At 39.8% G+C, this 14659-nt stretch carries 12 protein-coding genes; 8 read left to right on the top strand and 4 right to left on the bottom strand.

Annotated elements, in window-relative coordinates:
• Nucleotides 1-51 precede the first annotated feature (51 nt).
• The 8 genes from ACT29I_RS11905 (at nucleotide 52) to ACT29I_RS11870 (ending at nucleotide 9897) form a co-directional block, all read left to right on the top strand.
• Nucleotides 52-2916: a prolyl oligopeptidase family serine peptidase gene (locus tag ACT29I_RS11905; RefSeq protein ID WP_444793552.1), complete on the top strand. Its 2865-nt coding sequence runs from the start codon at nucleotides 52-54 to the stop codon at nucleotides 2914-2916.
• Between the two features lie 159 nt (nucleotides 2917-3075).
• Nucleotides 3076-3396, top strand: coding sequence for a hypothetical protein (locus ACT29I_RS11900; RefSeq protein ID WP_430931851.1), 321 nt, complete (start codon nucleotides 3076-3078; stop codon nucleotides 3394-3396).
• Nucleotides 3397-3492: 96 nt separating this feature from the next.
• Complete coding sequence (mutL, locus tag ACT29I_RS11895; RefSeq protein WP_430931849.1) at nucleotides 3493-5415, top strand: DNA mismatch repair endonuclease MutL; 1923 nt, start codon at nucleotides 3493-3495, stop codon at nucleotides 5413-5415.
• Nucleotides 5416-5718: 303 nt separating this feature from the next.
• Entirely contained in the window at nucleotides 5719-6483 is a 765-nt protein-coding gene (locus tag ACT29I_RS11890) for a rhomboid family intramembrane serine protease (RefSeq protein WP_430931847.1), read from the top strand.
• 46 nt (nucleotides 6484-6529) lie between these two features.
• The gene (locus ACT29I_RS11885) at nucleotides 6530-7423 is read left to right on the top strand and encodes a rhomboid family intramembrane serine protease (protein WP_430931845.1); all 894 of its coding nucleotides are present in this window, start codon (nucleotides 6530-6532) and stop codon (nucleotides 7421-7423) included.
• Nucleotides 7423-8538 (top strand): endonuclease/exonuclease/phosphatase family protein, encoded by a 1116-nt coding sequence (locus ACT29I_RS11880; RefSeq protein ID WP_430931844.1) that lies wholly within the window; start codon nucleotides 7423-7425, stop codon nucleotides 8536-8538. The genes ACT29I_RS11885 and ACT29I_RS11880 overlap by 1 nt, the downstream gene beginning before the upstream one ends.
• A gap of 330 nt (nucleotides 8539-8868) precedes the next feature.
• On the top strand, nucleotides 8869-9186 hold the full coding sequence (trxA, locus tag ACT29I_RS11875; RefSeq protein WP_430931843.1) for a thioredoxin: 318 nt from the start codon (nucleotides 8869-8871) through the stop codon (nucleotides 9184-9186).
• A 120-nt stretch (nucleotides 9187-9306) separates the two neighbouring features.
• On the top strand, nucleotides 9307-9897 hold the full coding sequence (locus ACT29I_RS11870; protein WP_430931842.1) for a DUF2179 domain-containing protein: 591 nt from the start codon (nucleotides 9307-9309) through the stop codon (nucleotides 9895-9897).
• Nucleotides 9898-9962: 65 nt separating this feature from the next.
• Here ACT29I_RS11870 and ACT29I_RS11865 read toward each other — a convergent pair whose 3' ends face one another.
• From ACT29I_RS11865 to ACT29I_RS11850, 4 genes are all read right to left on the bottom strand, one after another.
• Nucleotides 9963-10568, bottom strand: coding sequence for a PAP2 family protein (locus ACT29I_RS11865; protein WP_430931841.1), 606 nt, complete (start codon nucleotides 10566-10568; stop codon nucleotides 9963-9965).
• A 20-nt stretch (nucleotides 10569-10588) separates the two neighbouring features.
• Complete coding sequence (gene rpoN / locus ACT29I_RS11860; protein WP_430931840.1) at nucleotides 10589-12037, bottom strand: RNA polymerase factor sigma-54; 1449 nt, start codon at nucleotides 12035-12037, stop codon at nucleotides 10589-10591.
• A 242-nt stretch (nucleotides 12038-12279) separates the two neighbouring features.
• On the bottom strand, nucleotides 12280-13728 hold the full coding sequence (gene asnS / locus ACT29I_RS11855) for an asparagine--tRNA ligase (RefSeq protein ID WP_430931839.1): 1449 nt from the start codon (nucleotides 13726-13728) through the stop codon (nucleotides 12280-12282).
• A 138-nt stretch (nucleotides 13729-13866) separates the two neighbouring features.
• Nucleotides 13867-14652, bottom strand: coding sequence for a hypothetical protein (locus ACT29I_RS11850; RefSeq protein ID WP_430931838.1), 786 nt, complete (start codon nucleotides 14650-14652; stop codon nucleotides 13867-13869).
• Nucleotides 14653-14659 lie beyond the last annotated feature (7 nt).

Here is a 14659-nt window from a genome sequence, read left to right as displayed (position 1 = left end):
TATGAATTGATTATATTCGGCTCTTCTATTAAAAACTTATTCATCGTGACTATGACAAGGCTATCCCTTTTTCTATCACTTGTTCTAATAACAAGTCTTGGTAATTCCCAGCATAAAAAAACCCTCTCCTTCAAGGACTATGACCATTGGAAATCACTGTCTAATCAAAAAATATCGAACAATGGCAAATGGATCTCTTATGAAATAAATCCGCAAAAAGGGGACGGTTACCTTTATCTGTACAATGTTGACTCGCAACGACTTGACTCTGTACCTCGCGGCAAGCAGGCTACTTTTTCCCCTGAGAACGACTTTATTGCCTTTAAAGTTATCCCCCAAGCCGATACCATCAGGGCACTTCAGCTGAAAAAAACAAAAAGCGACAAAATGCCCAAAGACACCTTGTGCGTGTGGAACTTACTAAATGGAGAAAAGAAAACCTATCCAAGGATAAAAGCTTTTACCATACCGCAAAAACAGGGGAACTGGCTTGCAGCCCATTTTCATAAAAGTATGGCCCCAAAAAAAAGAGAGAAATCCGACACCACAGCGCAGGACACAACTGCTGCCACCTTGAAAAAAAAATTAAGCAAATCCACCGAAAACAAGCCCGATTCTGCAAGACATAGGAAGAAACCAGCAAAGAAATTCAAAACGGAAGGTACCCAATTGGTTTATTTAAACCCAACAATGGGCGACAGTATTTCTTTTGAAAATGTAAGCAAATACTTTGTGCCCGAGTTTGGTGATGCCCTGTTTATATCACAATCGGTAGGCGATAGCCTGGAAGAAACCAAGATAAAAAGGTTAAATACGAACAATTTAATTATCGATAGCCTATTTCACAAACAAGGAAAATTACATGCATTAACCGCAAATAACAAAGCTGAGCAGATTGGTTTTTTATTTAGTCCAGATACTGTAAAAACCAAGACATACCGATTGTATTACTGGCGCCAAAAGAAGAATGAGCTTACCACTGTGGTCGACACGGCACATAATGATCTTCCTGTTGGATGGTGTGCCCACACCAAAGGAAGATTGTGGTTCTCTGAAAATGGGGATAAGCTGTTTTTTGGCACAGGCAAAAGGCCAAAGGAAGAATCAAAAGATACCTTGTTAAAAGATGAAAAAGTATTTGTCGATGTATGGAACTGGAAAGATACCCGCTTGCAACCCATGCAGAAAAAAAATATTTCAAAAGAGAAGGACAGGGCATATGTTGCTGCATACCTTTGCAAGGAAGGCATCATCCGGCAACTTGAAACGGAACAATTAAAATCGGTTGACATACCCGATAAGGGAAATTGGGATTTTGCTATTGGTTACGACCGATCACCTTATGAAAAAGCATCTTCATGGAACGGTGTTTTTGCCCGGGATATTTATACAATTGATTTAAAGTCGGGAAAAAAAACATTGGTCCAGGAGAAGGTGACCAATAAATACAGCTTTTCGCCAGACGGGAAATATTTATGCTGGTTCAATCCAAAAGACAGTCTATGGCACCTGAATAATATTCGTAAAAAAACTCAAATCGCTTTAAATAAAAAGTTGGACGTTGCCTTTTACGACGAGCTGAACGACGTCCCTAATTCGCCACAAGCATATGGTGTAGCCGGATGGAGTCCCGAAAGCGCTCATGTATACATCTACGACCGTTATGATATCTGGAAGTTCGATACTAAAATGAAAACCGAACCTCTGAACCTGACCAGAGGCATGGGGCGTGAACACACCACCAGGTACCGATATAAAAATCTGGATAAGGATATCAAATATATTGATGAAACCCAAGGTATTTTGTTGAACACCTTTAACGAATCAAGCAAAAACCAGGGTTACGGCTGGCTAAAGAATGGCATCTGGAATAAAGGTTTAGATGAAGCCTCATATCTTGAAACTCCTGTCAAGGCGAAAAAATCGGATCAGTTAATATGGCGGAAAGGCACGTTTAATGTATATCCCGAATTATACCTTAGTGCCCTGGATTTCGCCAATGAAAAAGTACTTTCAAATACCAATCCTCAACAAAAGGACTACAATTGGGGTAATATTCAACTGGTTGATTACACTGCGCTGGATGGCAAAAAATATCAAGGCTTATTGGTTACGCCCGAAGATCTGGATACAAGTAAAAAATATCCCATGATTGTCTATTATTACGAGCGGAGTTCTGATAGGCTGAACTACCACCATTCACCTCGCCCGAGTCGATCGACAGTTAACTGGACAATGTATGCAAGTAACGGTTATGTTATCTTCATCCCGGACATAGCATACAGAACAGGAGATCCAGGCTTGTGCGCATACGAGGCAATTATGGGAGGCGTAATGGCCATGACTCAGAAATTTGATTTCATAGATGAAAAAAATATGGGGTTACAAGGGCAAAGTTGGGGAGGATACCAAACCGCTTATATGATTACCCGAACCAATATGTTTAAAGCTGCCATGGCAGGCGCACCAGTAAGCAATATGACCAGTGCCTATGGCGGAATACGCTGGGGAAGCGGTATGAGCCGAATGTTCCTATATGAGCATACCCAGTCCAGGATTGGGGGAACACTTTGGGATAAATTCTCGAAATACGTGGAAAACTCACCCGTTTTTTACGCCCCACAAATTGAAACCCCGCTATTAATGATGCATAACGACAATGATGGCGCTGTACCCTGGTATCAGGGCATAGAAATGTTTGTGGCCATGCGAAGATTGGATAAACCTGCCTGGATGCTTACATACAACAACGAGCAACACAACTTGACCCGTAGGGCTAACTCCATTGACCTAAGCATTCGTATGATGCAATTTTTCGACCATTACCTCAAAGGGAAACCTGCTCCCGTTTGGATGCAATATGGAATTCCCGCTGTTGAAAAAGGGAAGAATATGGGTTACGATTTAGTAGAGTAGTTGTCAACATTGGCTGCAAATAAAAATAATACTTGTATCTTTGTATATCGATAATAAAAAATTCGTAATGGAATAATATTTGAATGTAAATATAAGCTGAACAATTGCATTACACGGTTGACATTCAGTTGATTTACATTCATTCAACGAGATTTAACAATGAAATTTTCCTTTATCAAAACAGCTAGGCACCGTACGTTTCATCATACACCAATTTATTATGATGAAGCCAAGGAGGAACGTGAAGAAAGAGCCAGAAGAATTAAATCAGAACTTGGCGTTGAGGTTGAAGATGACGATAGAAGCGCTGAAGACAGGATACGGGGTAAAATGCGCCGGAAAATAAAGGGCAGCTTTGATATTGCCCGTAAGGAAAAGAGAAAATCAAATGTAAGGTTAGCGATCATACTCATTGGATTAATGATCGTATTTTACTATTTACTTATGTCGAGCTCGGAGTGGATTCTTAAATATATGTAATTCTTCGGTTTCACTCAAAATACGATTTTTCAATACCTATTTGATCATGAAAACATCTGTTTAGCAGGTGTTTTCTTTTATATACAAGGTTAGTTTATGTCAGATATTATTCAGTTATTGCCCGACTCTGTGGCCAACCAAATTGCAGCGGGCGAAGTTATTCAACGTCCAGGTTCCATGTTAAAGGAACTGGTTGAGAACGCCATTGATGCAGGCAGCACCGATATCAAAGTCATTATTAAAGATGCGGGGCGCACACTGGTACAAGTGATTGACAACGGTTGCGGCATGTCCGCCACCGATGCCCGCCTTGCTTTTGAACGGCATGCCACTTCAAAAATAAAAGACGTAAACGATTTGTTTGCCATTCGTACCATGGGATTTAGAGGTGAGGCCTTGGCTTCTATCGCAGCCGTGGCACAAACAGAGCTAAAAACAAAAAAACATGGCGACGAGCTGGGAACCCATTTGGTTATTTCAGGCTCACAGGTCGAAAATCAGGAAGTTATCAATTGCCCTACAGGGAGTAACTTTATCGTCCGCAACCTGTTTTACAACGTTCCAGCCCGACGCAAGTTCTTAAAGAAAGACAGTACCGAACTCCGACATCTCATCAACGAATTCCAGCGAATCGTATTGGCCAATCCCGACATCAGTTTTAGCTTGGAGCATAACAAAATGCCCCTGTTTCAGCTCCCAGTATCAAATTTACGACAGCGGATTATCAATATGGTGGGCAAGGGAATGAACAGCCAGTTGGTTCCTGTAGAAACCGACACTACATTAGTCAAGATTCACGGTTATGTTGGCAAGCCCGAGGCAGCGCGCAAATCATCGGGCGACCAGTTCTTTTTTGTGAACCAACGTTATATGCGCCATCCATATTTGCACAAGGCCATTACCGAGGCCTATGCCAACCTGATATCGCCTAATACAATTCCTGCCTACTTTTTATATTTTGAAGTGGATCCTAAAATTATCGACATCAACATTCATCCCACCAAAACAGAAATCAAGTTTGAGGATGAGCGGGCCATCTGGCACATATTAAATGCCACTATCAAAGAGAGTCTGGGAAAGCACAATATGATTCCAACGATCGATTTTGACACCGCTGATATGGTGGATATTCCGGTTAGTGACAAAGACGCTGAAAAAGAAAACCCGGAGATAGAAGTCAACCCTTTTTTCAATCCTTTTGACACACCCATCCCTGATCCTTCCGGTTTTGGGGCAGGCAGTTCTTCTGCAACAAACAGTGGAGGCGGAACACGCACTTCTTCACCATCACCCAAAGGATGGGAACAGTTGTACAATGACTTTGAAGCGGAAAAAGGCAACATGCCATTTGACATACCACAACCGAGCCAAACCGTAACTACATCAAATTGGGAAACGGCACCCGAACCTCAACAACAAACCTTTCTTTCGGGCAATACCGATATAGAAGCTGCTTCTGGTGCTTCGTGTTTCCAGTTTAAGAGCAAGTACATTCTTACCTCCGGTAAATCAGGTTTAATGATGGTGGATCAAAAACGAGCCCACGAAAGGATTTTGTTTGAACGCTTGATGTTATCCATCACCAATAAGCAGAGTATGACTCAACAAAGCCTGTTCCCGGAACAACTGGAGTTTAATGCCGAGGATGCCTTGGTAGTGAAAGAATTACTGCCAGACCTTCAGTTGTTTGGTCTTGATATGGCCGAACACAGTGACCATACCTTTGAAGTAAGGGGAATGCCTGTTAACATGGAAAAAATGAATCCTAAATTGCTGCTCGATGAAATTATACACGATTACAAGTTGGGCGAGGTTAACCTGGAGGCTGATTTAAAAGAAAGGATTGCGCGTTCCATGGCCAAACAATCAGCCATTAAATCGGGCCAGTTTCTCAGTAATCAGGAAATGGACGAATTGATTGGCCAACTTTTTGCCTGTCAGGTACCCAACTATTCTCCCGATGGCAAACCTGTGATTTCCATCCTGTCGAATGATGAAATAGAAATGCGATTTAAATGATATTATTTTAATAAACTAACACCATATGTATAATGCTGATAGATTTTTCAGGACGGATTACAAACGGAATAAGGTATTGCGGCATTTTAGAATCACACCGGTATGACAAAGTGGCACTAATCACTAATTTGATGAACCACAAATCAATTTGGCTTAATGCTTGTTATACCATTTATTGAATAAGATTAGCACATAGAGTATAATGCCGACGATTAATGATAGCGTTAAATACGAAGTAAATTTAACGCTTATTTCATTAACGAATCGCTATTAGATATCTATAACAATTTTGAAACTACTTTTATGTATCAACAACAAGGCTTTTTTAGTAACATACCACCGGTCGTCAAAAACCTACTGATCATTAATGTGTTAATATTCTTTGCTACATATATTTTTGTACAAGGTGTTAATATTCCGGGGATCGGTTATACAAGAATTGATTTCAACGAAATATTTGGCTTATACACTCCGGGAAGCCAGCAGTTCAGCTTTTACCAGTATTTGTCGTATATGTTTATGCATAGCAGCAGGGATTTTACGCACGTATTCTTTAATATGTTTGCCGTATTCATGTTCGGACGAATACTGGAGCGCACCTGGGGACCCCAAAAATTCTTGTTTTATTATTTAGTCACGGGTCTAGGTGCAGGAGTATTATATGTATTGGTTGCTTTTATCAGGGCAAAAATGATGGCCGCCAGCTTACCCCCAGAAATAGTTTCTGAAATATATGCACAAGGCCATTCGATATTATCAAGTGGAAAGAACTATGTGAACGAAACAGCGGCTTCCCTCAACCACCTGGTTAACGTGCCCATGGTTGGGGCTTCGGGAGCGGTATTTGGTTTGTTATTGGCATTTGGTATGATGTTTCCTAACGAGCAGATATACCTTTATATGATTATTCCAATGAAGGCAAAATATTTTGTAATGGGATATGGCGGACTTGAGATATTTCTTTTAATGCAGAACAATCCGGGCGATAACGTGGCTCACCTGGCTCACCTGGGCGGAATGCTCTTCGGATTTATTTTGATAAGATTTTGGCGAAAGAAACAATTTTAATCGTTTTTTATTTATTTACATCAACAAAATAGCTATTTTTAAAAATATGGCAATTGCAGACGAAATTAGGGAATCTTTTAGACGAGGCGGCGTTGTGACCAGACTTATCTATGTTAATATAGGTGTATTTTTGGCATTTTTAATTTTAGATGTTTTCTTTTCGTTGGCCCAACAAGGCCATCTGGTCGATATGATAAAAAGTTGGTTTTCTGTACCAGCCGATCCGGGAGCATTGCTGTTTAAGCCCTGGAGTATTTTCACCTACATGTTCCTGCATTTCGATTTTATGCATATCCTTTTCAATATGCTTTATTTGTTTTGGTTTGGCAGAATCTTTTTACAATACTTTAATTCTCGACAACTTTTAGGGGTGTATTTTATGGGTGGGTTGGCTGGAGCCTTATTGTATATTCTTTCGTACAACATTTTTCCCGCACTAAACAGTTTTACCGAATCACCCATTATGATGGGGGCTTCGGCTTCGGTGATGGCCATTATTTTTGGCGCTGCCAGTTATGCGCCAAACTATAAAGTTCACTTAATATTAATTGGCCCTGTTAAACTGATGTATTTGGCCATTGGATTGTTGGTTTTGGATTTAATTGCCATTCCATCCTTCTCAAATACAGGAGGACATCTGGCGCATATCGGAGGGGCTTTGTTAGGCATGTATTTCGCATCAAGGGCTGTTAAAAACAAAGATATCACGAGACGTTTTAATCATTTCATGGATAATCTGGCTTCCATGTTTTCGCGCAAACCCAAAATGACGGTCACACACTCACGCTCAAAACGCCCCGTGAGCGATTTGGATTACAACGCCAACAAAAAAAAGAAACAAGGTGATATTGATAGGATATTGGACAAAATAAAAACCAGCGGTTACGATAGCTTGACCAAACAAGAAAAAGATGATTTGTTTAACGCAAGCAATAATTAATGCCTAAGATCTTTCACAAAATAACCCGTTCCTTTATTACGCTTATCAACACGATAGCACTTGTTCTGATTGGACTCGCCTATCTGGGAGCTTATGTTAGCCCAGCACATATCAGTTTTCTGTCGTTTGTAGGGTTTGCCTTTCCTTTGCTTTGGTTAACCAACTTGTTTTTTGTGGTTTACTGGGCTTTAAAGAAAAGAAAACGCTTGGTGTTCTCATTGCTGGCCCTCATCATAACATGGACACAATGGCATGCCGTCTTTACCATTAACACAGGTAAAAAGGTGGATAAAACGGAGCTGCAAAAGCCGGTTAGCATAATGTCGTACAATGTGCGGATGTTTGATAAATATGTTTGGACGGGTGACCTGGCTACACCACAGAAAATTTATCAGTTTATAAAAGATCAGAATCCTGATGTGCTTTGCATTCAGGAATTCTATATCAATAACGATAACCAGCAATATTCCGAAAACTATATACTGTCAAAGTTTAAGCAATTCAAATACAAACACCTGGAATACAATATCGAAACAGAATCCGGCAAAAAGTATGGCCTGGCCACGTTTTCCAAATACCCTATCATAGATAAAAAACCATTGATGTTCGAAAACACGACCAATTTCAGTTCGCAAACCGACATCAACATAAACGGGCAAAAAATTAGGATATTCAACAATCATTTAGAATCTATTCGCCTGAAGCGAGAAAATTATAATTTTATCGACAGCCTGGAATTTAAGAGCGACAAAGAAAGAAGGAAAGGGGCCTACGAAATTTTTACGAAAATAAACACCGCATTTGCACACCGCGCTACTCAAGCAGAAACTATAGGCCGCCATATTCAAAATTCGCCATACCCTGCTATTGTGTGCGGCGATTTTAATGACACTCCAGTATCTTATGTTTATCGAAAGGTACGGGGAGAATTAAAGGATGCTTTTATTGAATCGGGAAATGGTCTCGGAGGGACATATAATGGTAACCTGCCATCCTTCAGGATAGATTTTATTTTTCACGACCCGGCGTTCAAAGGATATAATTACAAAAGAAAAAAGGTTTACCACAGCGACCATTATCCCATCTCGACGCTGCTTGAGCTAAACCCCAAATAGCATAGTAAAAAGGTATGGTCAACTATTTTATCCGGGTGATTGGTGATTCATATTTAATTAGTATATTCATACTGCAATAGATAAACCCAAAATAAATAATATATACATACAGGGAATTATATATGTTTATGTTTGGACATTATACCGTTTTGACTAAATATTAAGCCCTTGACCTTATGCCGATGATGAATGAAAGCGTTAAATATGAAGTGATTTTAAAGCTAATATCATTAACATATCGGTATTATTTTGCCAAAGGACAAACTTATTTACTATTTTTGTATTAGAACAATTGGAAAATTAAAGTATAAATTTTTATAATATCAAGTTATGGCTATTGAAGTAACAGACGCAAATTTTGAAGAAGTAGTTTTAAACTCGGACAAACCTGTATTGGTTGACTTTTGGGCAGAATGGTGCGGCCCTTGTAGAATGGTAGCTCCTGTAGTAAAAGAGTTGGCCGACGAGTATGGTGACAAAGCAGTGATCACTAAAATGGACGTAGACAGTAACCCTGGCACATCGGTTAAATTTGGTATCAGAAACATTCCAACCATCCTTTTCTTTAAGGGCGGAGAGGTTGTTGACAAGCAAGTAGGTGCTGTTCCAAAAACCATTTTGGCTTCAAAGCTTGACGCTCTTATGTAGTAATCCAATAATTGGTATTGGAGTAAAAAATAAACTGATTTAGGCTGCCATTTTTGGTGGCCTTTATCGTTCCGCAAGTTTGCAAGCGGCCACAAATCAATTCCACAACAACCGGCAAATATGGATGCAGCATTTTACGATTCGTTTTTATTTATATACATCCTCGTTCCTTTGATGATTTTTTTTGCTAGAATTCTGGATGTAAGTATGGATACCATACGTATCATTTTTGTTTCGAGAGGGAATAAAGTGGTCGCACCGATTTTGGGATTTTTTGAAATACTTATTTGGTTGATTGCCATCACGCGTATCTTTGAAAACCTGGACAACTGGACCTGTTATGTGGCTTATGCAGCAGGATTTGCGACAGGCAACTATGTGGGTTTGAGAATTGAGGAGCGGATGGCTATTGGTATTCAAATGATTCGCATTGTGACGTCGCGCGATGCCAGCACGTTAATTGAAACGCTACGCGGAGGTGGTTTTGGGGTTACCTCTATAGATGCAAAAGGCAAAGATGGCGCTGTGCATGTGATCTATTCCATTGTTTCGCGCAATAAAATAAAACAAGTGATTGGGCTAATACAAAAGTTTAATCCTAGAGCATTCTATTCGATCGAGGATGTTAGGACGGTTAACGCGAATAGTTATGCATTTGGACAACGTACCCCGAACGGAATTGCGCCGCGCTGGATGCGAAAAAGCAGGTAAAATCGGTATAGTAAGGCCACTACTTTCAATACAAAAATCCTTTTACTGCAACCGGAGGTCTCCTTTTATATAAGTACAATTGTACAAATAACCATTAACCCCAACACAAAACCTGAATATACCTGGCTTGGACTATGTGCGCCCAAAATTAACCTGCTACTACCTAGCATCCCTGCTACCAAAATAACAGCTAACATCCAAAGATGGGTGTTTACCCCATATTTTAAGGACATGGAAACCAAGGCACCCAATAAACCGCCTATGCCCACCATGTGAATACTTATCTTCCAAAAAAATGAAATGCTCATGGAAAGCAGTACAGCTACCAGCGTACCTAAAAAGAACAAAGGAATAAAGGCGGGCAACTGAAATTTTTTAAGGAAGAAATACCCCAAAAGAAAAAAACCTGAAGTGGTCAACAAAGGAACAATGCGTTCTTTGGCCGTTTCCATTTGTATAGACTTAACCATACCGGTTTGCAAATACAAGGGCATTATGCTCAACGGTAAAATGCAGGTACTTACTAACACTATAATTGAAACCATCCTTCGATATTCAAAAGGAATAAATGTAACATGGCTTTGCGTACTAAAAATGACCAACAAACCAATGGTGGGCATTAAAAGTGGATGTAGCAACAAAGAAAGAATGGAAGCAATTTTTTTGACCATTTAAAATAATTCTTTACCCATTATAACTCTTTGCGCAACCTGGCAACTGGAATGTTCAACTGCTCGCGATATTTGGCAACCGTTCTTCTGGCAATGTTATACGACTTTTCCTTTAATATCTGCGATAGTTTATCGTCGGTTAAAGGTTTTCTCTTATCCTCAGCTTCGATACATTCCGAGAGTATTTTTTTGATCTCGCGTGTAGATACTTCCTCACCCGAATCCGTTTGCATACCTTCGGAAAAGAAAAACTTTAATGGGAAAATCCCAAAGTGTGTTTGGATATATTTACTGTTGGAAACCCTTGAAATTGTGGAAATATCCAACTCTGTTATTTCGGCTATATCCTTTAATATCATAGGCCTCAACTTTGTTTCGTCCCCTTCTAAAAAATATTCTTTCTGGTATTGAAGAATAGCATTCATAGTTACCAACAAGGTATTCTGCCGTTGTTTGATGGCATCGATAAACCATTTGGCGGAATCGAGCTTCTGTTTCACAAACATAACAGCCTCTTTTTTATCCTTGGATCGGTTTTTTTTGTTACCGGAATAATCTTGCAACATATCTGAATACGTTTGGCTGATCCTAAGTTCTGGAATATTACGGATATTTAACGAAATCTCCGGCTTACCATCTTTAATCTCTAAAATAAAATCGGGGATGATATGCTGAACCATTTTGTGCATGGGGTTACTATATGAGCTTCCCGGCTTAGGGTTGAGCTTGAGTATTTCCTCTATCGCGTCTTTCACATCTGCTTCTTCCAGATGCAGGCGTTTGGTTATTTTATCGTAATGCTTTTTGGTGAACTCCTCAAAATGGTACTTAATGATATTGTAAGCATCCTCAACAGCAGGAAAACTTCTGTCTTTTTTTTCTAATTGAAGTAACAAACACTCCTGCAAATCCCGGGCACCAACACCTACAGGTTCGAAGTCCTGAACTATTTCGAGCACATCCAACGCCTCACGCTCTTCCAATTCCACATTTTGGCTAAAGGCTATATCGTCGATAATTTCATCTATCTCCCTGCGGAGGTATCCGTCTTCATCAATATTACCGACTATGTGCTCGGCCATCAGGCGCTGCCGCTCATCTAAAATACGCAGCCCCAATTGATCTGTCAAAAATTCATGAAAAGTAGTGCCATCCGAAAATGGAATATCTTCATGCTTATCGTCCTTGGAAAAATTTCGGGATTGAAGCTTGTAAGCTGGAATATCCTCATTTTGAATATAATCGTCAATAGAAAGCTCATCCTTTTCAACTTCCTGCTCTTTTACCTCGGGCTCGTCAGAATCGTTATCTTTACCCTCGCCATCAAGTTCTAAAACCGGATTTTCTTCAATTTCTTTCTTGATGCGTTGCTCAAGTTGTGCCGCAGGAATCTCCAACAGTTTAATCACCTGAATTTGCAAAGGTGATAATTTCTGAAGCAACTTTTGTTGTAAACTCTGTTTTAACATATTTTCCTTTCTTCAAGCAGTTGAAAGATGCAACATATTCAACAATAAATTGCACGTGTAAATAAATGACACACGCACAGCATCACAACAAAATTAAGATAATTCGCTTACATATGTAATAATTTGAGCCTATTTTTGTATCTACATTAAGAATAAAAATAAATTGGCCTAATTTTTGAAAGAAAAAAGCAGCTTACGTTTCCGCAAGCTGCTTTCCTCTAATTTTTTACGTTTATTATTTCCTAAAACTCAGCGTTTTTTGGTGTACGTGGAAATGGTATTACGTCCCTAATATTGGTCATCCCGGTAACAAACAACATCAATCGCTCAAATCCCAATCCGAATCCACTATGGGGAACCGATCCAAAACGTCGGGTATCCAGGTACCAGTACATTTCCTTTTCAGGCAAATCAAGCACTCTCATGCGCTCCACTAACTTTTCGTAGCTTTCCTCCCGTTGCGATCCTCCAATGATTTCGCCTATTTGCGGGAAAAGAACATCCATGGCTCTTACCGTTTTACCATCCTCGCTTTGCTTCATATAAAAAGCTTTGATCGACATTGGATAATCCGTTAAGATAACCGGTTTTTTAAAATGTTTCTCCACCAAAAAACGTTCGTGTTCTGCTTGCAGGTCGCTTCCGAATCCGTTAACCGGATACTGGAATTTACCTTTTTTCTGCGGTTTAGAGTTCATTAAAATCTCAATCGCCTCGGAATATGTCAGTCGGATATAATCGTTCTCAACCACAAAGCGTAATTTTTCAATCAATTCCATCGAACGCTCTTCCACTTTCTTTCCTTTTTCTTCTTCCTGAAGACGCTTGCTCAAGAACTCCAAATCTTCCATGCAGTTTTCAAGTGCATAATTGATTAGGTACTTGGTGAATTCTTCCGCCAGGTCCATATTATCGTTCAAATCATAAAACGCCATCTCCGGCTCAATCATCCAAAACTCTGCTAGGTGTCGCGTCGTATTGGAGTTCTCGGCCCTAAATGTAGGCCCAAAAGTATAGATCTCGCTCATCGCCAAAGCCGCCAATTCTCCTTCCAGCTGACCTGAAACAGTAAGGTTGGTCGATTTCCCAAAGAAATCCTGGCTAAAATCAATGTCTCCCTCTTCCGTTTTGGGAATATTGTTCACATCAAGTGTAGTCACCCTAAACATTTCGCCCGCTCCCTCGGCATCCGAGGCGGTGATAATGGGAGTATGGATATTATAGAATCCTTTTTGCGAGAAAAAATTGTGCACGGCAAAAATCATGGCATGACGCACGCGCGTAATAGCACCAAAAGTATTCGTTCTGAAACGCAGATGCGCAATCTCCCTTAAAAACTCCAATGAATGTTTTTTAGGTTGTAATGGATACTCGTCGGCATTACAATCGCCCACTACCTCAATCGATGTGGCCTGTATTTCCACCTTTTGCCCACTACCCGAAGATTCACTCAAGATTCCGTTCACCGAAATAGCAGAACCTGTCGTAATCCTTTTTACCAGCTCTTCGTCAAACTTTGGAACATCGGCAACAATTTGCAAATTATGAATAGACGACCCGTCGTTAAGTGCAATAAAATTTACGAATTTATTACCCCTTCGGGTTCTTACCCATCCTTTTACATTTACTTCTTTTCCGAATTCCGTTTCTTTTAGGACATCGGCTATTTTTGTTCTGCGTATTTGTTCCATTTGTAATTACTTATTTTTTAAAGGCCGTAAAATTAATGAATTGTTTGCTAAAGTTGGGGTTACGTTCCCAATTATTGGATATTTTTAACAAAAAAAGCCGGATAAAAATCCGGCCCTGATATCACTTTAGAGTGATATTTATTTTTTACTAAACATGGCTAATTTATTATCCATATTTAAATAATACTTTCCTTTTTTCAATCCGGAAACCTTAACGGTTTGTCCGTACCCTTTAAATATGATTCCTCCGTACTCATCATAGATTTCGTACAAAGTTGGTGCAGAAAAATGAAGTACGTCATCCACTTTGTTCGGCGAAAAACTCACCTCTGGTTTGTTTGAATTATATGTAACTTCCTTTGAATATTTTGGCTTACCCCTATAATCGGTCTGCTTAATCCTGAATTTATTTTCCCCTGAATGGAAACGTACCTTCGCTTCGTACGAACTCTCCTCCGCTGCCCCATTGCCATTTACTTTACCGACTTCAATCCATTTGTTCCATCTGAACTGCTCTACCACAAAAGGTATACTGCCTGCTTCCTTAACAGCCGACCACTTTACCTTATCTCCATCCACAGCAAGTTTAGTGACTTCAAAGGTAGCACGGGCATTTAAAACTTCCGGGTTTAAAACAATGGGCTGGCATCCTTCTTTAAACTTGATACCCACTGTAAGGGGCTGTCCCTGTTTAAAACCATAAACCGATAAATCCACTTCGAATGCACTCGAGTTGATTTCATCGGTTGAGGTAAGACCATTTACAGTAACCTCATAAACACAGAAACCAACACCACTTGGCGCAAAAGGATTTTTCACAAATAAGTTATCTCCTTGAAAAGTACCAGATAATACAATTTCCTCCGACTTTGCCGAAGAAAACACAAGGGTAAAGAGCACAATAGTGTATAACAGTCGTTTCATTGATTTC

The organism is Saccharicrinis sp. GN24d3 (assembly GCF_052400645.1).
Taxonomy (GTDB): domain Bacteria; phylum Bacteroidota; class Bacteroidia; order Bacteroidales; family Marinilabiliaceae; genus Saccharicrinis.
Note: the sequence above shows the minus strand (reverse complement) of the source record. Positions and strands in the feature narration are given on the sequence as shown.

Coding starts and splice junctions, on each gene's coding strand:
- trxA (WP_430931843.1), top strand. CDS start 8,869: ATGGCTATTGAAGTAACAGACGCAAATTTTGAAGAAGTAGTTTTAAAC.
- ACT29I_RS11865 (WP_430931841.1), bottom strand. CDS start 10,568: ATGGTCAAAAAAATTGCTTCCATTCTTTCTTTGTTGCTACATCCACTT.
- ACT29I_RS11905 (WP_444793552.1), top strand. CDS start 52: ATGACAAGGCTATCCCTTTTTCTATCACTTGTTCTAATAACAAGTCTT.
- ACT29I_RS11850 (WP_430931838.1), bottom strand. CDS start 14,652: ATGAAACGACTGTTATACACTATTGTGCTCTTTACCCTTGTGTTTTCT.
- ACT29I_RS11890 (WP_430931847.1), top strand. CDS start 5,719: ATGTATCAACAACAAGGCTTTTTTAGTAACATACCACCGGTCGTCAAA.
- ACT29I_RS11900 (WP_430931851.1), top strand. CDS start 3,076: ATGAAATTTTCCTTTATCAAAACAGCTAGGCACCGTACGTTTCATCAT.
- mutL (WP_430931849.1), top strand. CDS start 3,493: ATGTCAGATATTATTCAGTTATTGCCCGACTCTGTGGCCAACCAAATT.
- rpoN (WP_430931840.1), bottom strand. CDS start 12,037: ATGTTAAAACAGAGTTTACAACAAAAGTTGCTTCAGAAATTATCACCT.
- ACT29I_RS11885 (WP_430931845.1), top strand. CDS start 6,530: ATGGCAATTGCAGACGAAATTAGGGAATCTTTTAGACGAGGCGGCGTT.
- asnS (WP_430931839.1), bottom strand. CDS start 13,728: ATGGAACAAATACGCAGAACAAAAATAGCCGATGTCCTAAAAGAAACG.
- ACT29I_RS11870 (WP_430931842.1), top strand. CDS start 9,307: ATGGATGCAGCATTTTACGATTCGTTTTTATTTATATACATCCTCGTT.
- ACT29I_RS11880 (WP_430931844.1), top strand. CDS start 7,423: ATGCCTAAGATCTTTCACAAAATAACCCGTTCCTTTATTACGCTTATC.